The sequence below is a fragment of the Streptomyces sp. NPDC085931 genome, from assembly GCF_044540565.1.
GTDB lineage: Bacteria > Actinomycetota > Actinomycetes > Streptomycetales > Streptomycetaceae > Streptomyces.
In genome coordinates, this window is the sequence record NZ_JBITSK010000009.1 from 91,658 (window position 1) to 117,382 (window position 25,725).

Here is a 25,725-nt window from a genome sequence, read left to right on the forward strand (position 1 = left end):
CGGACGGGAACGATCCGCCGCGCGTGGTTCGTCTTCCTGTACGGCATGAACAAGACGATCAGGCGCGCCTCGCTCTTCACGCTGCTGCTGGTGCTGGCCCTGCTGGTCAGGGCGACCTGGGTGCAGTTCTACGAGGGCCGGGCGCTCGCAGACGACAAGGACAACCGGCGCAACGCCATCGAGACGTACTCGGCGCCGCTCGGGAACATCATCGTGGGCGGCCGGTCGGTCACCGGCTCGGCGCCGACCAGGACGGGCGACCTCCGCTACAAGCGCACGTACACGGACGGCCCGCTGTACGCGGCGGTGACGGGCTACGCCTCGCAGGCCTACGCGCCGACCCAGCTGGAGGGCATCTACACCGACCTGCTCAACGGCACGGACAGCCGGCTGAAGTCGGTGCTGGACACGCTCACCAACCAGCGGGCCGACCCGGGCAACGTGGTGACGACGATCGACCCGGACGTGCAGAAGGCGGCGTACGAGGCGCTCGGCGACAAGAAGGGCGGGGCCGTCGCCATCGACCCGGGGACCGGCAGGATTCTGGCGGTCGTGTCGACGCCGTCCTACGACCCCTCGTCGCTGACCGACGCCAACACGGCGGGTGCGGCCTGGAAGAAGCTCACCGCGGATCCGGACAAGCCGCTGACCAACCGCGCGCTGCGGCAGCCGCTGCCGCCCGGCTCGACGTTCAAGCTGGTGGTGGCCGCCGCGGCGCTGGAGGACGGGCTGTACGCGTCGGTCGACGAGCGCACCGACAGCCCCGACCCGTACACGCTGCCGGGCACCACCCGGCAGCTGACCAACGAGAACCCGGACGCGCCCTGCACGAACGCCTCGATCCGCACGGCGCTGGAGTACTCGTGCAACAACGTCTTCGCGAAGACGGCCGTGAAGCTCGGCGAGGACAAGGTCAGGGCGATGGCCGAGAAGTTCGGCTTCAACGACGACGAGCAGGACGTGCCGGTCCGGGCCTACACGAGCGTGTACCCCTCCGACATGTACCCGTCGGAGACGGCGCTGACCGGCATCGGCCAGTTCGACGTCACCGCCACGCCCCTGCAGATGGCCATGGTGTCGGCGGCCATCGCCAACGGCGGCAAGCTGGTCTCGCCGCATATGGTCGCGCAGATCACCGACAGCGGAGGTGACGTGCTGCAGGACTACGACGACACGGCCGGTTCCAAGGAGATCGTGTCCTCCTCGACCGCCGAGCAGCTGCAGTCGGCGATGCGGACGGTCGTGGAAAAGGGCACGGGCACCAACGCGCAGATCCCGGGCGCGACGGTGGGCGGCAAGACGGGCACGGCGCAGCACGGCGAGAACAACAGCCAGGTGCCGTACGCCTGGTTCACCTCGTACGGCAAGTCCGACGCCTCGGGCGAGGAGGTCGCCGTGGCGGTGGTCGTGGAGCAGTCGGACGCGGCCCGCTCGGAGGTCAGCGGCAACGGGCTCGCGGCGCCGGTCGCGAAGGCGATGATGCAAGCGGCGCTGAAGGACTGAACCCCGGCGGCGCGAGAGGCGTCTGTACAGGCGACGGGCCGCCCCCTTCCCCCCGGGGGCGGCCCGTCGCCGTCACGTCGCCGTCACGTCGCCTACTTCGCTCCCAGGAGCTGCTCGATCGGGTCGATCGCGAAGTACACGAGGAACAGCGCCGAGGCCGCCCACAGCAGCCAGTGCACCTCCCTTGCCTTGCCGAGGACGGTCTTGATGACGACGTAGGCGAGGAAGCCGGCGCCGATGCCGTTGGTGATGGAGTAGGTGAACGGCATCACGGCGATGGTGAGGAACGCGGGAACGGCGATGTCGTAGCGGTCCCAGTCGATGTGCTTGACCTGGGTCATCATCAGGAAGCCGACGGCGACCAGGGCGGGCGCGGCGGCCTGCAGCGGGACGATGGTCAGCAGCGGGGTGAGGAACAGGGCGAGGCCGAACAGGGCGCCGGTGACCAGGTTGGAGAAGCCGGTGCGCGCGCCCTCGCCGACGCCGGCCGCGGACTCGATGTAGGAGGTCGCGGAGGAGGCGGAGGCGGCTCCGCCCGCGACGGCGGCGGCGCCGTCGATGAGCAGCACCCGGCCGAGGTTCGGGACCTTGCCCTCCTCGTCGAGCAGACCGGCCTCGGCGCTGATGCCGACGACCGTGCCCATGGTGTCGAAGAAGTCGGACAGGATCAGCGTGAAGACCAGCAGGACGACGGTGACGACACCGACGCCCGGTGCGCTGAAGGCGCCGAACAGGTCGAAGTCGCCGAGGAGCCCGAAGTCCGGCGCGGCGACGATCCGGTCGGGCCAGGAGGGGGTGGTCAGGCCCCAGGACCTGATGTCGGCCGTGGAGTTGATCACTATCGCCACGGCCGTCATCGTGACGATGCTGATCAGGATGGCTCCCTTGACCTTGCGGGCGAGCAGGGCGACCGTCAGCAGCACGCCGAGGCAGAAGACGAGGAGGGGCCAGCCGGTGAGGGTGCCGGTGCCGCCCAGTTGCACGGGCACGGTGGTGTGGGCGGCGTCCGGGATGCGGCTGACGAACCCGGCGTCGACGAAGCCGATGAAGGCGATGAACAGGCCGATGCCGACGCTGATCGCCTGCTTCAGCGGCTGGGGGATGGCGTGCATGACGGCCTCGCGCAGCCCGGTCACCACCAGGACGCAGATCAGCAGGCCTTCGAGGATGATCAGGCCCATCGCGTCGTCCCAGCTCATCAGCGGGGCGATCTGGAAGGCGACCACGGCGTTCAGGCCGAGTCCGGCGGCCAGCGCGAGGGGGAGGTTGCCGGCGACGCCCATGATGACGGTCATGACGGCGGCCACCAGGGCGGTGGCGGTGGTGAGTTGGACGGCGTCCAGCTGGTGGCCGTACCTGTCCTTCGCGCTGCCGAGGATGATCGGGTTCAGGACGAGGATGTAGGCCATCGTGAAGAAGGTGGCGAAGCCGCCGCGTATCTCCCGGCCGAGGGTGGAGCCCCGCTCGGAGATCCGGAAGAACCGGTCGACGCCGTGGGCCGGGGGCGGGCCGGCGGCGGGCCGTGCGGTGACCTGCTGCGGTTCGGACATCGTGCGTGCTCCTCGGTGCCGGGGTGATCGGTGTGCGGATGCTGGCCGGATTGTGCCCGTGCCGAACCCGGTTCGGGTTTTCTCCGTGTTACGGAATCGGAGTCCGGCCCGCCATACGCTGTTCGAAGCTCCGTACGAACCGTTCCGAGATCGCTGCTACGCTTCCGGATCTCGTCCGGACCGCCTCCGGACGCTCACATGTCATCTACATGACACTCACAGGGCGCCCCGTCCAGGAGTGCCCGCGCCGCTGCGAGGAGAGGTCGCCCGTGGGCACAGTCGTCGACGACGCCGCCTCCGTGGAGTTCCACGCCTTCTTCGAGCGCCACTACGCCGAACTGTCCCGGCTGGCCTTCCTGCTGACGGGCGAGGCGGACACCGCCGACGACCTGGCGGCGGACGCGCTGCTGGCGCTGTGGCACCGCTGGGACCGGGTGCGCGCGGCCGACCACCCGGCGGCGTACGCGCGCGGGGTGGTGGCCAACCTGGCCCGGACCCGCATCCGCAGCGCGGTGCGCGAGCGGCGGCGCATCGCCCTGTTCTGGTCGCAGCGGGAGGAACGCACCGAGAACCCCGACGTCGCGGGCGTCGTCGACGTCCGGGAGGCCCTGCGCAGGCTGCCGTTCCGCAAACGGGCGTGTGTGGTGCTGCGCCACGCCTTCGACCTCTCGGAGAAGGACACCGCGCTCGCCCTCGGCGTCTCGGTGGGTACGGTGAAGAGCCAGACCTCGAAGGGGATGGCCGAACTGCAGCGGCTGCTGGGTACACGGGGGGTGCCGCAGCGGATGCACGCGGCGCTGGGCGCTCCCCGCTGTTCACCCGCCGTGGAGGGCTTGCGCACCGGCGAGGGCGGAGGAAGGGACCGATGACGATGCGGCGGGACGTGCACGAGGAGCTGCGCGCCCGGCTGCACGAGGCGGCCGGGGGGCACGAACCGGACCGGGAGCGGATCCTGGCCCGGGTCGAGCGCGGAATGACCGGTGCGGCCGCTTCCGGCCATCGGGCGACCCGTCCGCCGGTGGCCGGCTGGCTGCGGGTGGCGGGCGCGACGGCCGCGGTGGCGGGCGTGCTGGCGGTGGGCGGGTACGCGGTCGCGTCCGCGGTGAAGGAGGAGGCGGCCCCGCGGCAGCGGGAGGTGGCGACGTCCCCGACGCCCACGCCGTCGCCCGTGGCGACGAGCCGGGCGCCCGCACCGCCGGTGGACCCGGCGCCGAGCGGCACGTCCGAGGAGCGCCGGCCGAGCAGCCCGCCGCCCTCGCGCACGCCGAGCGCCTCCGCCCCGCAGCGGACACCGGCCGCGACCGAGGACGGACCGCTGTGGTCGGACGGCTCGGTCGACCCGCACAGCAACGACTTCTGGGCGCAGAGCAACATCACCCTCAAGAACCGCGAGCCGCTGACCGCGCTGACCGTGCGGTTGCGGATCGCGCAGACCGGCGGCGTCTCCGACGCGGGCGCCTGGCGCTCCCTGCCCGAGGGCGACTTCACGCTCACGGTCGCCGAGCGGGACGGCTTCCTCGTCTACACCTGGACGCTCAAGGAGGGCCGTACGGTCCCGGCGGGCGAGTGGGTGTTCGCCGGACAGTACGACCACGAGCGCGGGGGCCGGGACGCGGGCGCGGACCGCTACGCGGTGACGGCCGCGAGCGGCTCCGCGCGGCTGGACGTGGGCGGTGGGTTCGCCGCGGTGGACGGCGGCGACGGCGAGTCGTGAAAAAGTCCGGAAGACGCGGCAACCCTTTCCGCACCGGCGGCGACCCCCTCGCGCAAGAGTCACCACCCATCTGAGGAATCGGTACATGACTGCACCAGCAGAACAGCGCGTCCGCCACCGCCGCCGGGTCACCAAGCGGCGGGCGGTGATCGCCGGGGTCTCGGCCCTCGGCATCACGGGAGCGGCGGTCATCACGACGTCGATGCTGTCGACGGCGGGCGCCGCGTCCTCCTGGCCCACCGACCAGGGCCGCACGCCCGTGTCGAAGACCATCGCGGTCTCCGGTGTCCGCGACGGCGGGATGAAGATGTTCTACGGCACCGGCGCGCTCGGCGGTGACAGCCAGGACGAGGGCCAGGACCCCCTCTTCGAGCTCGCCGACGGGGCGGTGCTGAAGAACGTCGTCATCGGCACCCCGGCCGCCGACGGCGTGCACTGCAAGGGCAGTTGCACCCTGCAGAACGTGTGGTGGACGGACGTCGGCGAGGACGCGGCCAGCTTCAAGGGCAAGTCCTCCTCGGCGGTGTACAAGGTGATCGGCGGCGGCGCGAGGAACGCCGACGACAAGGTGCTGCAGTTCAACGGCGCCGGCACGCTGCACGTCTCGGGCTTCCAGGTGCAGGACGCCGGCAAGCTGGTCCGCTCCTGCGGCAACTGCAAGACCCAGTACAAGCGCACGATCGTGCTGGACGACATCGACGTGACGGCGCCGATGAACTCGATCGTCGGGGTGAACGCCAACTACGGTGACACGGCCACGCTGTCGAGGATCCGCATCCACGGCGACGCCAAGAAGAAGATCAAGACGTGTGTGCGCTTCGAGGGCAACAGCACGGGCAAGGAGCCCAAGGAGCTGAAGCCGGCCGGCCCGGACGGCACGACGTGCAAGTTCAAGGCTTCTGACGTCAGTTACCAGTAGGCGCTGCCCCCGATGACTCCGGCCGGCCCCGGTCCCCCCTTGGGCCCGGCCGGACGCCGGGTGTCCGGCCCCCCAGCCGGGCGTCCGGCACCACGACCCTCCGGAGCCCCCCTCCGGACGGTCGGACGGCACCGGCCGAGCCCCCCTCGGCCGGTGCTCGCAGGACGCCCCCGCCGGTTCGCACCCGGCGGGGGCGTCGCCGTCCGCGGCACGCCCTGCCACGCGGCAATCCTCCAGAAGCGGCCCGAGTACGGCATCCTCGGCACCGGTCACCACTCGGTGGTGAACGCCCCCGGCACCGACGACTGGTACATCGTCTACCACCGCTTCGCCCTCGCCGGCCCCGGCAGGCCGGGCGGTGACGGCATGCACCGCGAGACGACCGTCGACCGCATGGAGTTCACGGCCGACGGCCGCATCGAGCCGGTGACCCCGACGCTGGAGGGGATCGAGCCGGTCCGGCGGTGACCCTCACAGGACGTCGTCGAGCCAGCTGAAGACCTCGTCCTGCATCGCGGCCGTGAAGACGTGGCCCAGCCGCGGCCACGTCTTCACCCGTAGCCGGTCCTCGGCGTTCCGCGCTCGCCAGACGGCCCGAAGCCTGTCGTACGCGACCCGCACGCCCTCGGCCGGGAACAGGGTGTCCAGTCCGCCGTGGAAGAACAGCGCCGGCTTGGGCGCGGCGATGCTCGCCACGTCCGGGAGGTCGAGGTGCCGGGCGAGCCCGGGGTGGAGCATGCAGTACGCCGACTGCCCGCGCAGCGTGTTGCTGCCGGGCACCGTCAACTCCTTGAGCCCCGTCATCCAGCAGACGCTCGCGGCGGCCGCCACGTGGTCGCTGAGGGCGGCGGCCTGCCAGGCCCGGTAGGCGCCCATGGAGAAGCCGGCGGCCGCCACCCGCCGGGCGTCGACCCGGTCGAGTCCCGCCAGGAAGGCGGCGGCCCGTTCGTCCTCCCGGGCCATGAGCCCGGCGAGCGAGGAGCCCAGGTGGAAGAAGTTCGACGCCAGGGCCTGCTGCTGCGCGTAGGCCAGCGGCCCGCGCTCGCCCCAGCCGAGCGCGTCCAGGCACAGCACGGCATACCCCCGCCGGGCCAGCGCGTCACCGACGAACCGCCCGTCGAAGCACCGCTTCGCCCAGGCGGTGGCGGAGGCGAGGCGGGTGTCGTCGTACCAGGGGCGGACGAGCTTCTCCTTGCCGATGTCGAAGCGGGAGCCGTGGTCGTGCAGGAGCAGCACGGCCGGGAAGGGGCCGCGGCCGTGCGGCGTGAGCAGGGCGCCGCGCACACGCGCGTAGCGGGTGAGGGAGACGGTCACCAGCTCCCGGTCGTACCCCTCGCCCGGGAAGCGGCCGGTGAACTCCGGCGCGAACGGCACCTCGTCCTGCCGCTCGACGAGCAGATGCCGCTCGACGGCCGCCCGGGCGGCCCGCCGCCAGGCCCGCGCGTCGCGGATCGGGGACCGGCCCCAGGCGAGCGGGAAGGTCAGCTCGTCCTTCAGCGCCGGGTGGAAGCCGGGCAGCGGGCCGTCCACGACCGCCGCCTCCGCCGCGCTCAGCAGTCCTCCCGCCACGGCTTCCAGTCGCCGAGGTGGGCGGCGCGGGTCGCGGACCGGGCCTGTCCGGGCGTCAGCCGCGGCCGGTTCGCGGGGACGGTGACCTCGGCGCCCGGGCCGGTGTTGCGGTACTCGGCGAACCGCATGCTCTGCCAGGGGTGACTCTCGCGCATGTCGGCGTACGGGGCCACCGCGTCGATGCCCGGGCCGAGCCAGGTGTCGCGGACGGTGAGCATGGGCCGGGCGGTGGGGTCGGAGCTGGGCACCCAGGGCCGGGCCAGCTTGTAGAAGCCGTCCGGGGCCTCGCTGCTGACACGGCTGCGGGTGACGAGGTGGCCGAACGGGTTGGCCCCGGCGGTCGACGGCGCGAAGACGAACCCGTACGGGGCGCCGGACAGGTCGGTGCGCGTCAGCGTCCGGAAGTGGCACCGCTCGAACACGGCCGTCGCGCGTCCGAAGACGAAGTCGACGTCTCCCTCGGCGTAGCAGTGCGCGAAGTACTGGCGGGCGAAGGTGCCGACGGCCGGGGAGTCGGCGTACAGGGTGTCCTGGTGGCCGAGGAACCGGCAGTGGTGGAAGGCCGACCGGTCGCCCTGCACCTTGAGGGCGACGGCCTGCGTGCCGCTGACGCCGGGGTGGTCGGCGCGCAGCCAGTCGTTGGCGAAGGTGATCCAGCGGGCGGTGAACCCGTCTGCCTGGACGGTGGCGGTGGCGGAACCGCTGGTGCCGTAGGTGCCGCCGCCGGGCTTGGGCGTCCCGGCCGCGTTGTCGTACACGATCACCACGTCCCGCGGGTCCTCGCTCGCGCCGATCCAGGTCATGCCGGTGCGGGCCGGGTCGACGGAGACCGTCTGCCGGTAGACGCCCGGGGCGATGACCAGGGTGTGTCCGGGGCCGTTCGCGGCGGCCACGGCGTCCTGGACGGTGGTGACGTCACCGGCGCCGCCGGGGTGGACGTACAGGGTCCGGGGGTCGCGGCGGGCGGCCGGTGAGCCGTACCGGCCGAACGGGCGCGGACGCGGGGCGGCCCGCGCGGGCACGGGCGGGAGGCCGAGGGCGGCGCCGGCCGCGGCGCCCGCGGCGAGGAACCCCCGGCGGGAGACGGATCGGTGGGGCTGCGCGGGCATGCGGCTGCTCCTCGGTGTGCGGCGGTGGTGCGGGAGGGCGGGAGGGGCGGGAGGGGCCGGGGCGTCAGGCCCGGATCAGCACACGCGTCCGGCGCCCGCCCGGGCGCCGACGATGCCGGGCACGGCCTTCGCGGGGTCGACCCGGGTCCGCAGCGTCGGCGTCCAGCCGGCGCCCGGCTGGAGGGTCTCGCCGGGGATCTCCGCGTTGTGCACGGCGATCAGGTCGACGGGCCTGCCGTTGACGACGTTGGCGTTCGCGGTGACCGGCGCCTCGCTCCACTTCTTGAGGATCTTCGCCGGGCTGAGGCCCTCGGCCAGCGTGAAGGCGTTGTGTTCGGCGACGAGCCGGGACTCCTTGCCGATGCCGTAGACGTAGCCCCACTTCTGGTCCTCGGTGACCACGAAGTGGTTGTTGTACGAGTCGACCTGTCCGAAGCGCACGCGCGGCGCCCGTTCGACGATGCCCTCGAAGCGGTTGTGGTGCAGGGTGACCTTGAGCTTGCCCGTGTCGTCGGCGGTGGCGCCGTCGCTGTTGCCGATCAGCATGGTCTTGTCGTGGTCGCGGAACGAGTTCCAGGACACCGTCACGTGGTTCGAGCCGCGCACGACGTCGAGCAGCCCGTCGTGCTGCTGGTAGGTCTTGCCGAAGTACGTCGGCAGGGAGCTGTCCGGGTGGCGGCCGTCGGTGAGGGTGTTGTGGTCGATCCACACATGGGTGGAGCCGTACACCACGACACCGTCGTACTCGGAGTTCCAGGCGCCGGTGTTGTTGTCGTCGGTCGGGTCCCACTGCGGGAAGCAGTCGACGGGCGCCTCGAAGGTGAGGTTGCGGACGATGACGTTGTCGACGCCCTTGATCTGCAGGCTGCCGCCGAGGATGCCCGCGCCCTTGCCGACGCCGATGATCGTGGTGTTGGCCGGTACGTTCGCCTTGATGGCCTGGTCCTGGTGGGCGGCGGACGCGGCCCGCAGTTCCTCCTGCTCCCCGCTGACCGGCCGGTCGTGGCCCCAGACGGCGGGGTCGTAGGCGGCGAGGTACTTCGCCAGGTCGTACCCCTCGGCCGCGAACGCGTCGCAGCCCTCGGAGACGGCGTCGATCATCCCCTTCACCTTGATGATCCGGGGCGCCGTCCCGCCGGCCGCCAGGGCGGCCCGGAACTGCTCCCAGGTGGTGACGGTGTGGACGTGCGCGGGGTCGGCGGCGGCCCCGCCGGTGGTGCCCGCGCCGTAGGAGCCCCAGCCGTCCGAGGCGGCCAGGGTCTGGCGGGCCGCGTCCCGGGGCCCGGCCTGGGCGCCGGTGCCGGTCAGGGTGAGGACGAGCGCGGTGCAGCCCACGAGCACCGCCGCTCTGATGGCATGATCATGACACTTGAGCATCTTCATGGTGCGGCTCTCTTCCTTCGCTGTCGGGGTGTCACGCGGTGGCCTCGGGCCAGCCGATCCACGACTCGGGGACCGGCTCGTCCAGCCGCCGCACGTCCCGCGGGCCGAGCACCCGGCGGCGCAGCGACTCCCGTGCCACGAGCCGCGCCACGGCGATGGCCCCCGGCGGGTTGAAGTGCGTGTTGTCCTGCTCGGTGGCGGTCCAGTTGAAGTACTTCTTCGTCTCCTCGGGCCCCAGTTCCTGCCACACGGCCAGCGACAGCGCCTGGAGGTCGAGCAGCGCGACCCCCTCCTCGGCGGCGAGCGCCCGCAGGGCCGCCGGGTACTCCCCGTGCGTCGGCAGGGCCGTGCCGTCCGCGTCGAAGCGGCGCCGCTCCACGGACGTGGCGAGCACCGGCCGTGCTCCACGGGCCCGGGCCCCGTCGACGTACCGCCGCAGGTACGCCTGGTACGTCGACCAGGGTTCGGTATAGCGGGCGGGGTCCTCGGCCTTCGCGTCGTTGTGCCCGAACTGGACGAACAGCAGATCCCCGGGCCGCGTCACGGCGAGCACGGCGTCGAGCCGCCCCTCGTCGCAGAAGCTCTTGGAACTCCGCCCGTTAACCGCGTGGTTGGCGACCACCAGGTCCGTGCGGAGGAAGAACGGCAGCGCCATGCCCCACCCGGTCTCCGGCGCGGCGTCCGCGTACTTCTGCGCGGCGGTGGAGTCACCGGCGATGTGGAGGGTACGGCGACCACGCGCATGCGCACCACCGCCGAACGCCAGCGCGAGCGGGACGGCGCTCAGTCCGGCGGCAGCCACTCGTCTACGGCTCAAAGACACGCAGGGTTCCTTTCGAAGAGGTGGGATCCACGCCTTGGAGGGCGCGGGACTGCTTCGGTCTGCGGCTGCGCCGCGCGGGCGCGCCGCGCCGGGGACGGCCCGCACCCGCACCGCACAGGCCGTCCCACGGCGAAGCCCGGAAGCCGCTCACCCGTGCTGCTGGTTCCACTCCTGCTGCGCGGTGTTCAGCTGCTCGGCCATCGTGTCCAGGAACTCCTTCGCGCTCATCTTCCCGAGCAGCACCTTCTGGAAGTTCGGCTCGTTGTCGGCCTTGGAGATGGTGTTCCAGTCCGGCAGGTAGTACGGCAGCTGCACGATCGTCGTCGAGCCGTCCGACAGCGCGTCCGCGGCCAGCTTCGTCGGCTCCGCCTTCGAGATCCACGCGTCCCGCGCCGCGTCCGTGTTCGACGGAACCTGCCCCGCCGCCTCGTTGAACTTGGAGTTCTCCGCCCTGGACGTGGCGAACTCGATGAACTTCCAGGCGGCTTCCTTGTTCTTGCCGCTCTTGAACAGCCCCAGCCCGTCCACCGGGTTGGACACCTGCACCCGCTTCCCGCCGGGCCCGGTCGGCTGCGGGATGCCGCGGAACTTGTCGACGCCGAGCGCCTTCACATGGTCCTGGTACGACCCGAGGTTGTGGTTCAGCATCCCGATCGTGCCGGAGTCCCACTGCGCGACCATCTTGGTGAAGTCGTTGTTCAGGTCGGCGGCCGGGGTGACCTTCTTGTACAGGGCCGCGTACTTCTCCAGCGCCTCGACGTTCTTCGGGTCGTTGACGGTGGTCCGGTCACCGCTGGAGTCCCAGAACGAGGTGATGCCGGACTGCCCGTACATCGCGTCCAGCGCCTGGGCGATGGAGCCGGCGCCACCGCGGATGGTGTAGCCGAACTCGTTCTTCCCCTTGTTCGTCAGCTTCTCCGCGGCCTCGTAGAACCGCTCCCAGGTCGTCGGCTCCTGCAGGCCCGCCTTCTCGAACAGGTCGGTGCGGTAGTACAGCACGCCGTTGTTCGCGGAGGTCGGGATGGAGTACAGCTTGTCGTCGCCGCCGCCGGCCGCCTTCAGCGACTCGACCATGTCCTTGTTGAGCTTGCCGTTCAGGGACGATCCGGCGAGCCGCTCGTCGAGCGGCTCCAGCGCGCCCTGCGCGGCGAACCCGGCGAGCATCGCCGCGCCCACGCCGCCGACGTCCGGCAGGCCGCCGCCCTGGAGGGCGGTGTCGACCTTCGACTGGTACTCGGTCGAGGCGATCCCGACGTACTCGACGTCGATGTCGGGGTGGGCCTTCTCGAAGTCGGCGATGATCTCCTTCCAGATCTCGGTGCGGACACCGCCGTTGTTGTCCCAGAAGACGATCTTGCCCTTGCCGCTTCCCTCGGCGCCCTTGTCGCCGCCCGCCCCGCTGCCGTCGTCGCCACAGGCGGTCGCGGTCAGCGCGAGGACGGCCCCCAGGGCGACGGCCGTGGCGGCGCGCCTGCTTCTGCGATTGCTGATCTTCATTGGTCGGCTCTCTTCTTCTTCCGGATCCAGCGGAACTTGCGGGTGTGGGGGGTCAGTGCCGGGCGCGGGGCCCCCGGCCGTCCGCCCGCCCGGGGCAGGCGGCGGCGGTGTGGGACCGCGCCCGGTGCGGGGTGAGCCGCGGGCCGTCGGCGGTGACCGTGACGACCTCGCCGTCCGCCCCGCCGCAGGTGCCGCCGACGAGGGAGACGGAGCCGTGCGGCCGGCCGGTCCAGCGGTCCGCCGCGGGCGCGGCCCGGGCGCTCGGAGCCGCCCGGGCGTCCCCGATCGCCCGGGGGCGAAGCGCGGCGACGAGACCGGGCACGGCGGCCACGCCCGTGCCGGACCCTTCCGCTCCGGACGAGCGCTTGCCGGGGAAGTGCGTCATTGCGGCTCCCAACAGGCGGACGGTGGCACTCACGAGGGCGTGACGGTGAACCGGGTGAAGGTCGCGGCACCGGCGTGCCCGGGCCCGGCGGGTGCGAGGGCGACGAGGCCGAGCAGGGCGCCGACCCAGCGCCACGGGGTGGCGGCGAAGACGGGGCCGGAGGGCCGGAAGCCGTCGCCGGTGTCGGCGGAGAAGGCGCAGCGGGCGCCGGCGCCGATCTCGATGCGCAGCCGGGCCCGGCCTTCCGGGGCGAGCCGCGGATGGGCGGCGTCGCGCTCGGCCTGCGCGGTGCCCTCGGCGAACCGGTGCACCAGGTGGGTGGTGCCGTCCTGCCCCCGCTGCAGGCCGATCCAGGAGAACGCGTCGCCGAGCACCGCGAGTCCGGCCCGCGCCCCGGGTTCGGCACTGTCGAGCCGCAGCTCCACCTCGGTCACGCAGGGCTTGCCGGGCAGCCGCTGGGTGAGCACGTTCGGCAGCTTGCGCAGGTCGTGGGCGTCGGCCGAGCGGACGCAGGTCAGCCGCAGCCCGTCCCCGGAGTGCTGGGTGGCCCAGCCGTCATGGGGGTCCATCCGCTCGAGCGGAGCCGGGAGTGGGGGAGGGTTGGCCGTCCACTGCCACTGAAGGCCGAACCGTCCGCCGGGGAAGTCGTCGTCGGTGGCCGGGGCGGCGGGCGGCTGGGGCGGCAGGGCGGGGCGGCGGTGCACGGTGACGGGGGCGCCGTCGTCCCCGAGCACCGGCCAGCCGTCCTGTCCCCAGCGCATCGGCTGGAGGTGGACGACCCGGCCGTAGGGGCCGCGCTGCTGGAAGTGCAGGAACCAGTCCTCCCCGGACGGGGTGCGTACCCAGCCGCCCTGGTGGGGCCCGTTGACGCCGGTGTCCTTCTGCTCCAGCACGATCCGCTCCTCGTAGGGGCCGAAGAAGTCGCGCGAGCGGAAGGCGCCCTGCCAGCCGGTCTCCACTCCCCCGGCGGGGGCGAGGATCCAGAACCAGCCGTCGTGCCGGTACAGCTTGGGCCCTTCGAGGGTGAACCAGCCGGGGATGCGGTCGCCGTCGACGATCACCTTGCCCTCGTCGAGGAGTCCGGTGCCGTCGGGGCGCATCCGGTGGCCGGTGAGGCGGTTCTTGACGCCGGAGCGGGACTTGGCCCAGGCGTGCACCAGATAGGCCTCGCCGGTCTCCTCGTCCCACAGCGGACAGGCGTCGATCAGGCCCTTGCCCGCCTTCAGCAGGTGGGGGCGGGTCCACGGGCCCCTGACCGAGGGGGCGTTGATCTGGAAGACGCCCTGGTCGGGGTCGCCCCAGAAGATCCAGAAGCGGTCGTCGTGGTGGCGCAGCGACGGGGCCCACACGCCGCAGTCGTGCCGGGGCGCGGCGAACGCCGCCGCCGGTTCCAGGCGTTCCAGGGCGTGGCCGATCAGGGTCCAGTTGACCAGGTCGCGGGAGTGCAGCAGGGGCAGGCCGGGGGCGCGGCCGAAGCTGGAGGCGGTCAGGTAGAAGTCGTCGCCGACCCGGACGACGTCGGGGTCGGACCAGTCGGCGTCCAGGACGGGGTTGGTGTAGGTCTCCTCGGTCGTCCCGGTGGTCACAGGCTCACCGCCTTGCGGACGAGGGCCGCGGCGGCGTCCCGGTCCAGGCGGCCGTCGGCGACGACGGTGACGATCCGGCGGACGACGGTCTCCCCCGGCGGGATCGGCAGCCGCTCGTCGTGGGCCAGGCAGGAGCCCACCCCGGGGTACTCCTCGGTCCGCACGAACCAGGGGTCGCGCCGGGTCCGTTCGGTGGCCCCGGCGAAGACCAGCGTCCAGCCGGACCCGGCCAGGGCGAGCCAGTCGGCCCGCCTGCCGTGCACCGCCGTCTCGCCCTCGGCTTCGGCCGTGAACACCTCCGGCGCGGCGGCCTCCTTGCGGGCCCGCCAGAAGAAGCCGCCGTAGGCCGCGCCCGGGCGTCCGTTGGTGGCGGGGCTGCCGATCGACAGCGGGCTCCTCGTGACGTTGGTGAGCGAGAACGTGAGGTCCAGCGCCCATGCCCGTTCGGTGAGTTCGGTGGCCGCGACCGTGCGCCGCTCGCGCAGCAGCTCACCGCCGGCGGCGACCCAGCGCAGCTCCTCGACGAAGCCGTCGGGGTCGCGCAGCTGGAAGGTGACGTGCCGCTGGGAGCCGTGGTTGTCCAGCTCGGTGGGGCCCTGGTCGCGGACGTAGGTGCGCCCGCCCCAGAAGTTGAACCCCTCGACGTCGGGAACGGCGACACCGACGCCGAGGTGGTGTGCGTGGTCGGCGGGGCCGTGCTCGGTGACCGCCGTGCCGGCCAGGGTGGTGACGGGGTGCAGATGGGGCCGCGGGGAGAGCCGGGCGGGCAGCTCGGGCCGGGTGACGTACCGGGCGACCGGCCGTCCGGCCGCCCGCAGCACCGCGGTGTCGTTGCCGCTGGTCATCTGGTGCTCACCTCTTTCGGCGGGTGCTTCGCGGCCGGTGCCCAGGGGGCGCCCAGCTCGGAGTAGAGGGAGAGGGTGTCGGCGGCCGCCGCGACGAGCCCGTCGATGCCGGGCACCACCCGGCGGTTCTCGCCGGGGATCCGGCGCCAGGCGCCGTCGGGCAGCGGCGCCGGGTCGGCGGCGGTGCGGATGGCCTCGACGACCTTCATGAAGGCGCCGGTGCCGTCCGGCGGGACCAGCAGGCCGGCCCCGGTGGTGAGGTGGTCGACGAGGTTCTCCAGCAGGTCGGTGCGGCCGTACTCGAACTCCTCCGGGCCGTGCCCCGCGCGCTGCAGCAGCACGCGGTCCTGCTTGTACCAGAAGGTGATGCGGCCCTTGCTGCCGTGCACCAGCACGTACGGCTCGTCCGCCCGCTCGGCGCACAGGGTCGCGGCGACGGTGACCGGGTGGCCCTGGGCGGTGGTGACGCGGACGCAGGAGGTGTCGTCGGACTCGATGGCGTTGGCGCGCAGCAGCTCGGTCTCGATGGCGAGGACGTCCTCGGCGCGGGTGCTGCCGCTCAGGGCGAGCGCGGTGGCGACGGCGTGGGCGAGGGGGTTGGTCAGCGCCCCGTCGACCACGTCGACGCCGTTCATCCGCCGTTTGCCCGCCCAGGGGGCACGGCGGAAGTAGTCCTCGTCGCGCACCCAGGCACCGGCCCCTCCGAACCCGGCCGGCGTGCCGATGGCGCCCTCGGCGATCAGCGCGCGGACGGCGGGCAGGGCGTGCGAGCCCAGCGACTGGAAGCCGATCTGGCAGGCGACCCCGGCGGCGGCGACGCCGTCGGCCATCCGGCGGAACTCGGCGAAGGAGGGAGCGGGGGGCTTCTCCAGGAGGAGATGCACGCCCCGCCCGGCCGCCGTGAGGGCCAGGTCGGTGTGGGTGGGGATCGGGGTGCAGATCACGGCGATCCGGGCGCCGGTGGAGTCAAGCAGGGCACCGAGGTCGGCGGACTGCTCGGGGGTGCCCAGGCCGCCGAGTTCCTCCGGGGTCAGCGGTGTCAGCTCGCAGACGCCCGCCAGCCGCACGATGCCCTGCTGCTGCAGGCGGCGGATGTTCGCCAGGTGCCAGCGGCCGTGACCGCGGGCACCGGCGAGGACGACGGGCACGGGGGTGCTCGGGGATGCGCTCATGGAGCCGATCATGCGGCCGGTCACAGGGTCCTCCCCCCTCTCGCGGCGGCGGGTCGTCCGACGCTCATCCCTTCACCGCCCCCGCGCTGAAGCCGGTGATCAGCCACTTCTGGATGAAGGCGAAGACCACCACGACCGGCACGGCCGCGATGATGCCGCCCGCCGCCAGGGCGCCCAGGTCGACGCTGTCCGCGCTCATCAGGGTGTTCAGGCCGACCGGGATCGTCTGCTTGTCCTGGTTGTTGAGGAACATCAGGGCGAACAGGAAGTGGTTCCAGGAGTGGACGAAGGCGAAGGAGCCGACGGCGATCAGGCCGGGCCGCAGCAGCGGCAGCACCACGATCCGGAAGGCCGTCATGCGGTTGCAGCCGTCCACCCAGGCCGCCTCCTCCAGCGAGTACGGCACGTTCTTGATGAAGTTGCTGATGAGGATCATCGACAGCGGCAGCTGGAAGACCGTCTCGGCGAGGATGACGCTGCCCAGCGAGTTGATCATCTGCAGTTCGGCGAAGATCTCGAACAGCGGCACCAGCAGCAGCGCGCCGGGCACGAACTGGGAGCAGAGCAGGGCGAGCATGAACGCCCGCTTGATCTTGAAGTCGAACCGGGCGAGGGCGTAGCCGCCGGCCAGGGCGACGAGGGTCGTCATGACCAGGGTGGCGACGCCGACGAGGACGCTGTTGCCGAAGTAGGTGCCGAAGCTGCGCTCCGTCCAGACCTTCTCGAAGTGGTCGAAGGTCATGGGCCAGGGCACCAGGGAGGTCGAGCCGGCCGGGCGCAGGGCGAAGAGCAGGATCCAGTAGAAGGGGATGAGGGTGAAGAGCAGGTAGATGCCCAGCGGCAGGTAGATCTGCCAGCGGGGTGCCTCGTCCCAGGCCCGGTTGCGCGGGGCCGGCCGGGGCGGTGCGGGGGTGGCGCGCACGGGGGCGGGCGCCGTCTTGGTCGCTTCCTTGACGCTCACTTGCTCTCCCCTCCGAACTTGCTCAGCCGCAGGTAGACCATCGAGCAGAAGAGCAGGATCACGAACGCCACCGTGGTCAGGGCCGACGCGTAGCCGAAGTTGTGGGCGTCGACGGATGTGTTGGCGATGTACAGCGGCAGCGTGGTCGTCTCGCCCGCGGGTCCGCCGCCGGTCAGGGTGTAGAGCAGGTCGACGTTGTTGAACTCCCACACCGCCCGCAGCAGCGTGGACAGGATGATGGCGTCCTTCAGGTGCGGCAGCGTGATGTGCCAGAACTGCTTGAGGCGGCCGGCGCCGTCGACCTCGGCGGCCTCGTAGAGGTCCTTGGAGACGGACTGGAGGTCGGCGAGGATGAGGATCGCGAAGAACGGCACCCCGCGCCACAGGTCGGCCACGACCGCCGCCGGGAAGACGGTGGAGGTGTCCGAGAGCCAGCTGGTGCCGTAGGAGCCGATGCCGATGTCCGCGAGGTAACGGGTGATGCCCGTCTGGGAGTTGTAGAGCAGCACCCAGATCGCGGAGGTGAGCACGCCGGAGACCGCCCACGGGGAGAAGACCAGGGCGCGCCCCAGACCCCGGCCCACGAAGGTCTGGTTGACGATGAGGGCCAGCGCGAGACCGAACAGCAGCTGGAGGCCGACCTCGACGAAGACCCACTTGGCGCTGAAGACCAGGGTGTCCCAGAAGACGGGGTCCTCGGTGAAGGCGTGGACGAAGTTGTCGAAGCCCGCGAATCCGTTCCGCCAGGGCTTGGTGGGGTTGTAGTTCTGCAGGCTGTAGTAGAAGACGCTGATGACCGGGTAGGCGATGAAGCCCAGCATGAGCAGGGCGGCCGGTGCGATCAGCAGGTACGGGAGCCTGCGCGGGGTGGCGGAGGCACGGCGCCGCCTCGGTGGCGCGGGCGGTTTCGCCACGGCTGCGGCTTGGGCCATGACTGTTCTCCGTTCTCAGTACGTCGTGGTGCGTGGCGCCCGGAAGGGCGTAGCAAGCGCTTTCTGCCGGGGCAGTGTGGTGCCGGGTCGTGCTGAGGTGCGCGGGTGGTGCGGCCGTTCAGCTCGCGTACGGGTCGGCGACCCGGCCCGGACGGGCGAGGAACTCGAAGTCGCAGCCGGTGTCGGCCTGGGTGATCTGCTCGGTGTAGAGCGCGCCGTAGCCGCGCTCGTAGCGGGTGGGCGGCGGCGTCCACCGCGCCCGCCGGCGCTCCAGTTCCTCGTCGTCGACGTTGAGCTGGAGCAGCCGGGCCTCGACGTCGAGGGTGATCGAGTCGCCGGTGCGGACCAGGGCGAGCGGCCCGCCGACGTACGACTCGGGCGCGATGTGCAGCGCGCAGGCGCCGTAGCTCGTGCCGCTCATGCGGGCGTCGGAGATGCGGACCATGTCCCGCACACCCTGCTTCAGCAGGCGGTCGGGGATGGGCAGCATGCCGTACTCGGGCATGCCGGGGCCGCCCTTGGGACCGGCGTTGCGCAGCACCAGCACGCTGTCGGCGGTGATGTCCAGGCCGGGGTCGTCGATCGTGCGCTGCATGGTCCGGTAGTCGTCGAAGACGACCGCGGGGCCGGTGTGCTTGAGCAGGCGCGGCTCGGCCGCGATGTGCTTGATGACCGCGCCGTCCGGGCAGAGGTTGCCGCGCAGCACGGCCACCCCGCCCTCGGCGGCCACCGGGTTCTCCCGGGTGCGGATCACGTCGTCGTCGTGGACGACTGCGCCCGCGAGCTGCTCCCGCAGCGTGCCGTTGACGGTCGGCCGGTCCAGGTGCAGCAGGTCGGTGATGCGGGAGAGGAACGCGGGCAGGCCGCCGGCGAAGTGGAAGTCCTCCATGAGGTACTTCCGCCCGCCGGGCCGGACGTTGGCGAGCACCGGCACGGTGCGGGCGATGCGGTCGAAGTCGTCCAGGGTGAGGGCGACGCCGCAGCGTCCCGCCATCGCGATCAGGTGGATGACGGCGTTGGTGGAGCCGCCGAGCCCGAGCACGGTGGTGACGGCGTCCTCGAAGGCCTCGCGGGTGAGGATCCGGGACGGCTTGAGCGCGGTCCAGGCCAGCTCCACGGCGCGGCGCCCGGAGGCGGCGGCCATCCGCTCGTGCCCGGAGTCCACGGCCGGGATCGAGGAGGCGCCCGGCAGTGTCATGCCGAGGGCCTCCGCCGCCGCGGTCATGGTCGACGCGGTCCCCATGGTCATGCAGTGACCGGGCGAGCGGGCCAGCCCGCCCTGCAGCTCCCGCAGTTCGCAGTCGGTCAGATGGCCCGCGCGGTGCTCGTCCCAGTACTTCCACATGTCGGTGCCCGACCCGAGGGTCTCGCCGCGCCAGTGACCCGGCAGCATCGGCCCCGCGGGCACGAACAGGGCCGGCACGTCGGCCGAGGCCGCGCCCATGAGCAGCGCGGGCGTCGACTTGTCGCAGCCGCCGAGCAGCACCGCCGCGTCCACCGGGTACGACCGCAGCAGCTCCTCCGTCTCCATGGCCAGGAGGTTGCGGTAGAGCATCGGGGTCGGCTTCTGGTACGTCTCGGAGAGCGTGGCCACCGGGAACTCCAGCGGGAAGCCGCCGGCCTGCCACACCCCCCGCTTGACCGCCTGGGCCCGCTCGCGCAGGTGGACGTGGCAGGGGTTGATGTCGGACCAGGTGTTCAGCACGGCGATCACCGGGCGGCCCTGGTACTCCTCCGCCTCGTAACCGAGCTGGCGCATCCGGGCGTTGTGCGACCAGGTGCGCAACTGGCCCTCGGCGCCGTACCACTGGTGGCTCCTGAGCTGCTCGGGGTTCAGCCGACCGGTCATATCGACCACCCCGCGGCGATCGCGGCGACCTCGGCGCGCCCGTCCTCGGGCAGCGGCTTGCTCGGCGGCCGGACCTCGCGGCGGCACAGGCCGAGGGAGGCGAGGGCCTCCTTGACGACGGTGACGTTGTCGGCGGAGCCGTTGGCGGCGCGCAGTTCCTCGAAGCGGCGGATCTGCTCCCAGACCTTCATGGCGGCCGGGTAGTCGCCCGAGCGCAGCGCCTCGATCATGTTCCGGGAGACGGCCGGGGCGACGTTCACCAGCCCGGAGGTGAATCCGGTGGCGCCCGCCGAGAAGTAGGAGGGGGCGTACGGCTCGGCGAGTCCCGCGACCCACACGAACCGCTCCAGTCCGGCGTCCCGGGCGAAGGCGGCGAACCTGGCCGCGTCCGGGACGGCGTACTTCACGCCGATGACGTTCGGGCAGGCGTCGGCGAGTTCGGCGAGGCGGGCGCCGGTGAGCTGCGCGTTGCGCACGTACGGGACGACGCCCAGCTCGGGCACGGCCTCGGCGACGGCCCGGTGGTAGTCGACCCAGCCGGCCTGGGAGACGTAGGGGTGGACGGGCTGGTGGACCATCACCATCTGCGCGCCGAGCTCGCGGGCGTGCCGGGCGGAGGCGACGGCGGTGGGGATGTCGTGCCCGACGCCGACCAGGACGACGGCCCGCTCCCCCGCCTCGTCCATGGTCAGCTCCGTGACCAGGCGCCGCTCGTCGGGGGTGAGGGCGTAGAACTCGCCCGTGTTGCCGTTCGGGGTGAGGGTCGTGATGCCGCCGTCGAGCAGGCGGCGCAGCAGGGCCCGGTAGGTGTCCGGCGCGACGGAGCCGTCCTCGGCGAACGGGGTCACCGGGATCGCCACGACGTCGGCCAGGGCCGCCCGCTGGGTCTCGAACGCCACGCTGGTCATTCCTGGCCTTCCTGTTCCAGGGCGGCCTCGGGGAAGGCGCGCTGCACGAAGGACGCGATGTGGGAGTGGAGGGCGCGGGCCGCGCCGTCGGCGTCGCCGTCGAGGGCGAGCCGCAGGATCTCCCGGTGCTCGCCGGCCTCCCGCTCCCAGGACGGCGAGGCGGCCCAGGCGACGGCGGAGACCAGGGCGGCCTGGTCGCGGACCTCGTCGAGCATCCGGCCGAGCAGCGGATTGCCGCAGGGCAGGTACAGGGCGCGGTGGAACTCCCGGTTGGCCAGGGAGCGTTCGGCCGTGTCGGTGGCGTCGTCGGCCCGGGTCAGCGCGGAGCGGGCGGCGTCCAGGGAGGCGCCGCGCTGCACGGAACGCCGCAGCGCCTCGGGCTCCAGCAGCAGCCGGACGTCGTAGACCTCGCGCGCCATGTCCGCGTCCACCATGCGCACCGTGACGCCCTTGTACTGGCTCATCACGACCAGCCCGGTCCCGGCGAGGGTCTTGAGCGCCTCCCGCACCGGTGTCTTGGACACCCCGAACTGCGCGGCGAGCTCGGTCTCGACCAGGGCCTGCCCCGGCGTCAGCTGCCCGGTCAGGATGCGGTGTTTGATCCCCTCCAGCACGTACTGCGTGCGGGAGGGGATCGGCGTGGGCACAGAGGTCATGCGCGCCTCTCGGATCTCGCGGTCTCGATGGATCGCGTATCGGATCTCGCGTATCGCGTCTCATATATGACGTACGAAGTACGACGCGATGACCGTAGGAGGGCGCGTTTGTTTCGTCAATGCTTCTGACAGAAGAAACAGCAATCGCTTTCTACGACCTGGGGTTCCAGCCCGGATCCCGTCCGCTCAGCCCCACCGCCCGGTCCAGCAGGGACGCCCCCGGCCCGGTCGGGACGACGGGGCCGAAGATCTCGCCGCGGCCCGGGTCGTCGACGCTCGCGGCGAGGAAGTCGTGGCAGACCCGCAGCGCCGCCGGGTCGGGGGCGTACGCCCGGCCGGTCGCGCGGGCCAGGTCCCAGCCGTGGATCACCAGTTCGTCGACGGCGACGAGCCCGGCGACCTCGCCCGGCAGGTCCACGCCTCCGGCCCGGGTCATGCCGGTCCACGCGGCCGCATCGCGCCAGGCGTCGGCCAGTTCGGCGAGGACCCGGGGCAGTTCCGCGCGCCAGCCGGGGCCGATGTCCGGGAGCGCGGCGCCCGGGCTGGTGTCGGTCGTGACGCCCAGGTCCTTGCGGCCGGCGTCGCGGAAGGCCGCGGCCAGCCCGGTCAGGTGCCCCAGCAGGTGGCGCACCGCGTAGTCCGGGCAGGGGGTGGGGTCCCGCAGCTGTTCGTCGGTGACGCCTTCGGCCAGGCGCGCCAGGGCCGCCGTCTGCGGTCCGAGGTCGAGGGTGGGGCTGGTGCCGGTCATCCGCGGTTCCTCCTGGTTCGGTCTCCTGGGAGGCAGACCGACGGCGCCCGCGGAACTCATCGCCCCGCGGGCCGGCTTCTAGGGCATCTTCCCCATCCCGCCACCCGGGCCTTAGCGCCACGATGACCTGGCATGACGACCAGAACGACCTGGCCCGTGGCGCGTGTCCTGCGCGACCGCGACGCCGGGCTCTACCTCTGCGGCGTGGTGGTCTCCGGCTTCGGCACCTCCGCCCTGTGGCTGGCCTCCGGCGTGTGGGTCAAGGACCTCACCGGCTCGGACGGCCTGGCCGCGCTGTGCCTGCTCGCGATGTGGCTGCCGACGCTGGCCGGACCGCTGCTGGGCACCCTGGCCGACCGGGGCCGCCGCAAGCCGCTGCTGATCGGCGTGAACGTGCTCCTGGGCGGTCTGCTGCTCACCCTCGTCGGCATCGACTCACCGGGCGAGTTGTGGCTGCTGTACGCGGTGCTGTTCGTGTACGGCGCGGCGGGCGTGGTGCACGACGCGGCCGAGTCGGCGCTCGTCGCCTCCGCCGTCGACCACTCCCTGCTGGGCGACTTCAACGGCCTGCGCATGACGGCCACCGAGGGCATGAAGCTGCTGGCCCCGCTGGCCGGCGCGGGGCTGTACACGGCGTACGGCGGCGCGGGCGTCGCCCTGCTGGACGCGGCGACGTTCGCGCTGGCCACGGGCGTGTACGCCCTGCTGCGTGTCCGGGAGGACAAGCCCGCGCCGCCCCGCGACGGCACCCGGCGGCGCACCGCCGAGGGGATCCGCCACCTGCGGGCGCACCCCGTGCTGCGTCCCCTGGTCCTGGCGGGCGGCGCCACCATGCTGCTCGCCGGCCTGAACGGGGCACTGGTCTACGCCGTCGTCGACCACCTCGGGCACTCCCCCGCGTACGCCGGTGTGCTGTACGCCGTGCAGGGCGCCGGGTCGGTCGCGGTCGGGCTGCTGTCCGGCCCGGCGCTGCGCCGCCTGGGGGCGCGGCGCTTCGCGGCGTACGGCATCGCCCTGCTGGCCCTCGCGGTGGCGCTGCGGGCGGTGCCGTCCGACCCGGTGGCGCTCGGGTGCAGCGCGGCGATCGGGGCCGGGCTGCCCGCCGTGCTGATCGCCGCGCTGACGTCCGTCCAGCGCGAGACGCCGGGTCCGCTGCTGGGCCGGGTCACGGCGACGGCCCACACCCTGGTGTACGCGCCGAACGTGGCCGGGCTCGCCGCCGGGGCCGCCCTGGTCGAGCTGATGGACCACCGACCGGTGCTGGTGGCGCTGGGCGTGGCCCTGCTGGCGACGGCGGCACCGCTGTTCGCTCACCCGGCCGCGGCCGAAGCCGAGTCCCACCGGTGACGCATCGCAGGACGGGGCAGCGGCAGCGGCCACCCGCCCGCAGGGCCCGCCAGGACGGCGGCGGCGTCCGCCTCACAGGCTCGTGAGAGCGGAACGCACCGCCTCCAGGTCGCTGTCGGAGGCCAGCCCCGCGTGGTACAGCCGCAGTTCCGTGGCGCCCAGCCGACGGGCCTCGGACGCGTCGGCGGCGAGGGTGCCGGGGCTGCCGCCCATGCCGGAGACGACGGTGAAGTTGGCGGCGACGACGGCGCCCGCCCTCTCCTGCCGCGCGAAGGGGGTCAGCGTGCCGGTGCCGCCCGCGCAGGGCACGACCACCCCGTCGGCGACGGACAGGATGTGCGCCGGGTCGACGCCGGCGTTGGCGCCGACGTGGTACGACACCGGGTCCGCGTGCAGCAGCACCTGGAAGCCCTCGGGCGCGGCCGCCCGGACCGCGGCGACGGCCTGTTCCTGGAGCGTGCGGGCGGTGTCGTCGCGGTACGCGCGCGTGGCCCGGGCGAGCGTCTCGCCGAGGAGCTTCTCGATGCCCGGCCAGCCCCCGTCCGAAGGCGCCCCCCGCCACACCGGCTCCAGCGCGGCGCGCACGGCGGCCGCCAGCTCGTCGGCGTCCAGGCCGTGGCGGCCGTAGCCCTCCCGGCAGGACGGGCAGAAGCAGAGCCCCATCAGGTACTGCCCGGCGTCCCCGAGGGCGACGCCGCCGGTCTTGTCGTGGGCGTGCAGGTGCTGCAGCCCGTACCAGCCGAGGGACTCCAGCTCGGTGCCGCGGGCCCCGGGCCGGGCGGCCGCCTCCGCCGCCAGGTCGGTCAGGTACGCGCGCGTGGCGGGCTGCGCGATGCAGGGCGCCCAGGGGTAGCGGTCGCCGTAGGCGTTGACGAGGGAGGTGTCCGGGTGCTCGGCGCCCAGGCGGGAGTTGTGGGCGAGCACGACCCAGGTGTGCACCTCCAGGCCGGCCCCGGCGAGCGCGTCCGCGGCCTGACCGAAGGCGTCGCCGGGGGCCCAGTCGCCGGCCGCGTAGGGGCGCAGCTCCCGCCCCTCCCAGCGGCCGTCCACCGGGTACAGCACGGCGGCGTGCCCGGCGGTGACGACGCGGTGGCGCGGGTGGCGGGGCGTCAGGGCGCGGGTGGAGTGGTAGGCGGCGGCCAAGGTCACCTGGGCCACGCCCAGCGCGGCGATCCGGGCGGGTGCCTCCGGGTCGCCGTTGACGTCCCAGGGGTAGACGAACGCCGAGGCCTTCACTTGGTCTCCTCCAGCAGCGCGTGGCCGCGTTCGATCAGTTCGGCGAGCTGCTTCACGTGCTCCTCGGCGGGTTCGTGCAGCGGGGGCCGCACCTCCCCCACGTCGAGTCCGCGCAGCCGCACCCCGGCCTTGACGAGGGAGACGGCGTAGCCGCGGCCCGCGGCGCGCAGCTCGACGAACGGGCGGTAGAAGCCGTCCAGCAGCCGCTCGACCAGGTCGTCGTCGCCGGTGCGCAGCGCCCGGTGGAAGGCCAGGGCCACCTCGGGCGCGAAGCAGAACACGGCGGAGGAGTAGAGCGTCACGCCCAGGGCGCGGTAGGCGAGCTGGGTCTGCTCGGCGGTCGGCAGGCCGTTGAAGTAGAGGAAGTCGCCCGGGGCCTCGGTGCGGACGGCGCTGACGATCCGCTGCATGAGGTCGAGGTCGCCGAGCCCGTCCTTCAGGCCGATGATGCCGTCCGTGCGGGCCAGTTCGGCGACGGTCCGCGGGGTGAAGACGGCGTTGTCCCGCTGGTAGACGATGACCGGCAGGGTGGTCGCGGCGGCCAGCTCGCGGTAGTGGCGCAGCAGCCCCTCCTGCGCGGCGACGACGAGGTACGGCGGCATCGCGAGCAGCCCGTCGGCCCCGGCCGCCCGGGCGAGCCGGGCGTAGCGCACGGCCAGCGCGGTGCCGTACCCGGCGCCCGCGACGACCGGTACGCGTCCCTCGGCCGCCTCGACGGCGACCCGGACGCACTGCTCGAACTCCTCGGGGGTGAGCGCGTGGAACTCGCCGGTGCCGCAGCAGGCGAACACGGCGGCGGCTCCGGCGGCCACGCCGTCGCGCACGTGCGTGCGGTAGGCGTCGAGGTCCACGGAGCCGTCGGGGCCGTAGGCGGTGACCGGGAAGAACAGCGGCCCGCTGGGGATGTCGAGTCGAGCGGCGAGAGGGGCTGACGTCACAAGCTCTCCCGGTTCCATATTCATGATTAGCGTCTATATTTCTGAACGACTCCACGCTAAGGCGCCGCCTCCGCGCCGGTCAAGCGCGCGCCCTC

At 72.9% G+C, this 25,725-nt stretch carries 23 protein-coding genes and 1 pseudogene; 6 read left to right on the top strand and 18 right to left on the bottom strand.

The genetic code is table 11. The features are described from left to right. The first annotated feature begins 45 nt into the window (after positions 1–45). Complete coding sequence (locus ACIGAN_RS20650; RefSeq protein WP_399859340.1) at positions 46–1,503, top strand: peptidoglycan D,D-transpeptidase FtsI family protein; 1,458 nt, start codon at positions 46–48, stop codon at positions 1,501–1,503. 92 nt (positions 1,504–1,595) lie between these two features. Here the strand turns inward: ACIGAN_RS20650 and ACIGAN_RS20655 are convergent, their stop codons facing one another. Continuing rightward, positions 1,596–3,053: an NCS2 family permease gene (locus ACIGAN_RS20655; protein WP_399859342.1), complete on the bottom strand. Its 1,458-nt coding sequence runs from the start codon at positions 3,051–3,053 to the stop codon at positions 1,596–1,598. A gap of 269 nt (positions 3,054–3,322) precedes the next feature. Here ACIGAN_RS20655 and ACIGAN_RS20660 point away from each other — a divergent pair, with 269 nt between their 5' ends. The 4 genes and pseudogenes from ACIGAN_RS20660 to ACIGAN_RS20675 form a co-directional block, all read left to right on the top strand. Beyond that, the gene (locus ACIGAN_RS20660) at positions 3,323–3,922 is read left to right on the top strand and encodes a SigE family RNA polymerase sigma factor (RefSeq protein ID WP_399859345.1); all 600 of its coding nucleotides are present in this window, start codon (positions 3,323–3,325) and stop codon (positions 3,920–3,922) included. Continuing rightward, positions 3,919–4,767 carry a hypothetical protein gene (locus ACIGAN_RS20665; protein WP_399859347.1) on the top strand — a complete coding sequence of 283 codons (849 nt, stop codon included), beginning with the start codon at positions 3,919–3,921 and terminating at the stop codon, positions 4,765–4,767. Before ACIGAN_RS20660 ends, ACIGAN_RS20665 begins: the two co-directional genes overlap by 4 nt. Before the next feature lie 85 nt (positions 4,768–4,852). After that, positions 4,853–5,686, top strand: a complete 834-nt coding sequence (locus ACIGAN_RS20670; protein ID WP_365089151.1) for a pectate lyase — start codon at positions 4,853–4,855, stop codon at positions 5,684–5,686. Positions 5,687–5,914: 228 nt separating this feature from the next. Further along, positions 5,915–6,154 (top strand): annotated as a pseudogene (locus ACIGAN_RS20675) (family 43 glycosylhydrolase); the annotation flags it as partial. Between the two features lie 3 nt (positions 6,155–6,157). On the opposite strand, the gene ACIGAN_RS20680 reads toward ACIGAN_RS20675, so the two are convergent. The 15 genes from ACIGAN_RS20680 to ACIGAN_RS20750 form a co-directional block, all read right to left on the bottom strand. Next, positions 6,158–7,255 carry a dienelactone hydrolase family protein gene (locus ACIGAN_RS20680; RefSeq protein ID WP_399859350.1) on the bottom strand — a complete coding sequence of 366 codons (1,098 nt, stop codon included), beginning with the start codon at positions 7,253–7,255 and terminating at the stop codon, positions 6,158–6,160. Continuing rightward, positions 7,237–8,364 carry a pectinesterase family protein gene (locus tag ACIGAN_RS20685; protein ID WP_399859352.1) on the bottom strand — a complete coding sequence of 376 codons (1,128 nt, stop codon included), beginning with the start codon at positions 8,362–8,364 and terminating at the stop codon, positions 7,237–7,239. The genes ACIGAN_RS20680 and ACIGAN_RS20685 overlap by 19 nt, the downstream gene beginning before the upstream one ends. A 75-nt stretch (positions 8,365–8,439) precedes the next feature. Further along, a complete protein-coding gene (locus ACIGAN_RS20690; RefSeq protein ID WP_399859355.1) occupies positions 8,440–9,747 on the bottom strand; it encodes a polysaccharide lyase family 1 protein in 1,308 nt (435 codons plus the stop codon). Positions 9,748–9,778: 31 nt separating this feature from the next. After that, on the bottom strand, positions 9,779–10,570 hold the full coding sequence (locus tag ACIGAN_RS20695; RefSeq protein ID WP_399859358.1) for a rhamnogalacturonan acetylesterase: 792 nt from the start codon (positions 10,568–10,570) through the stop codon (positions 9,779–9,781). Between the two features lie 147 nt (positions 10,571–10,717). Next, on the bottom strand, positions 10,718–12,067 hold the full coding sequence (locus ACIGAN_RS20700) for an ABC transporter substrate-binding protein (RefSeq protein ID WP_365089139.1): 1,350 nt from the start codon (positions 12,065–12,067) through the stop codon (positions 10,718–10,720). Positions 12,068–12,119: 52 nt separating this feature from the next. Further along, on the bottom strand, positions 12,120–12,452 hold the full coding sequence (locus tag ACIGAN_RS20705) for a hypothetical protein (RefSeq protein ID WP_399859361.1): 333 nt from the start codon (positions 12,450–12,452) through the stop codon (positions 12,120–12,122). A gap of 29 nt (positions 12,453–12,481) precedes the next feature. After that, on the bottom strand, positions 12,482–14,038 hold the full coding sequence (locus ACIGAN_RS20710) for a glycoside hydrolase family 43 protein (protein WP_399859363.1): 1,557 nt from the start codon (positions 14,036–14,038) through the stop codon (positions 12,482–12,484). Continuing rightward, on the bottom strand, positions 14,035–14,883 hold the full coding sequence (locus ACIGAN_RS20715) for a PmoA family protein (RefSeq protein WP_399859366.1): 849 nt from the start codon (positions 14,881–14,883) through the stop codon (positions 14,035–14,037). Before ACIGAN_RS20715 ends, ACIGAN_RS20710 begins: the two co-directional genes overlap by 4 nt. Next, complete coding sequence (locus ACIGAN_RS20720; RefSeq protein WP_399859368.1) at positions 14,880–16,055, bottom strand: Gfo/Idh/MocA family protein; 1,176 nt, start codon at positions 16,053–16,055, stop codon at positions 14,880–14,882. Before ACIGAN_RS20720 ends, ACIGAN_RS20715 begins: the two co-directional genes overlap by 4 nt. 64 nt (positions 16,056–16,119) lie before the next feature. Then, positions 16,120–17,016, bottom strand: a complete 897-nt coding sequence (locus tag ACIGAN_RS20725; protein WP_399859370.1) for a carbohydrate ABC transporter permease — start codon at positions 17,014–17,016, stop codon at positions 16,120–16,122. After that, on the bottom strand, positions 17,013–17,948 hold the full coding sequence (locus tag ACIGAN_RS20730; RefSeq protein WP_365089130.1) for a carbohydrate ABC transporter permease: 936 nt from the start codon (positions 17,946–17,948) through the stop codon (positions 17,013–17,015). Before ACIGAN_RS20730 ends, ACIGAN_RS20725 begins: the two co-directional genes overlap by 4 nt. 118 nt (positions 17,949–18,066) lie before the next feature. After that, positions 18,067–19,797 carry an L-arabinonate dehydratase gene (gene araD, locus ACIGAN_RS20735; RefSeq protein WP_399859372.1) on the bottom strand — a complete coding sequence of 577 codons (1,731 nt, stop codon included), beginning with the start codon at positions 19,795–19,797 and terminating at the stop codon, positions 18,067–18,069. Beyond that, a complete protein-coding gene (locus ACIGAN_RS20740) occupies positions 19,794–20,705 on the bottom strand; it encodes a dihydrodipicolinate synthase family protein (protein ID WP_399859375.1) in 912 nt (303 codons plus the stop codon). The genes araD and ACIGAN_RS20740 overlap by 4 nt, the downstream gene beginning before the upstream one ends. After that, complete coding sequence (locus ACIGAN_RS20745) at positions 20,702–21,361, bottom strand: GntR family transcriptional regulator (protein ID WP_365089124.1); 660 nt, start codon at positions 21,359–21,361, stop codon at positions 20,702–20,704. Before ACIGAN_RS20745 ends, ACIGAN_RS20740 begins: the two co-directional genes overlap by 4 nt. Positions 21,362–21,512: 151 nt before the next feature. Next, positions 21,513–22,109 (bottom strand): TIGR03086 family metal-binding protein, encoded by a 597-nt coding sequence (locus ACIGAN_RS20750; RefSeq protein WP_399859378.1) that lies wholly within the window; start codon positions 22,107–22,109, stop codon positions 21,513–21,515. A gap of 132 nt (positions 22,110–22,241) precedes the next feature. Here ACIGAN_RS20750 and ACIGAN_RS20755 point away from each other — a divergent pair, with 132 nt between their 5' ends. Continuing rightward, on the top strand, positions 22,242–23,456 hold the full coding sequence (locus ACIGAN_RS20755; protein ID WP_399859380.1) for an MFS transporter: 1,215 nt from the start codon (positions 22,242–22,244) through the stop codon (positions 23,454–23,456). Positions 23,457–23,528: 72 nt separating this feature from the next. Here the strand turns inward: ACIGAN_RS20755 and ACIGAN_RS20760 are convergent, their stop codons facing one another. After that, on the bottom strand, positions 23,529–24,692 hold the full coding sequence (locus tag ACIGAN_RS20760) for a hypothetical protein (protein ID WP_399859383.1): 1,164 nt from the start codon (positions 24,690–24,692) through the stop codon (positions 23,529–23,531). Further along, positions 24,689–25,630 carry a 5-dehydro-4-deoxyglucarate dehydratase gene (locus ACIGAN_RS20765; RefSeq protein ID WP_399859385.1) on the bottom strand — a complete coding sequence of 314 codons (942 nt, stop codon included), beginning with the start codon at positions 25,628–25,630 and terminating at the stop codon, positions 24,689–24,691. The genes ACIGAN_RS20760 and ACIGAN_RS20765 overlap by 4 nt, the downstream gene beginning before the upstream one ends. Positions 25,631–25,725: the final 95 nt, after the last annotated feature.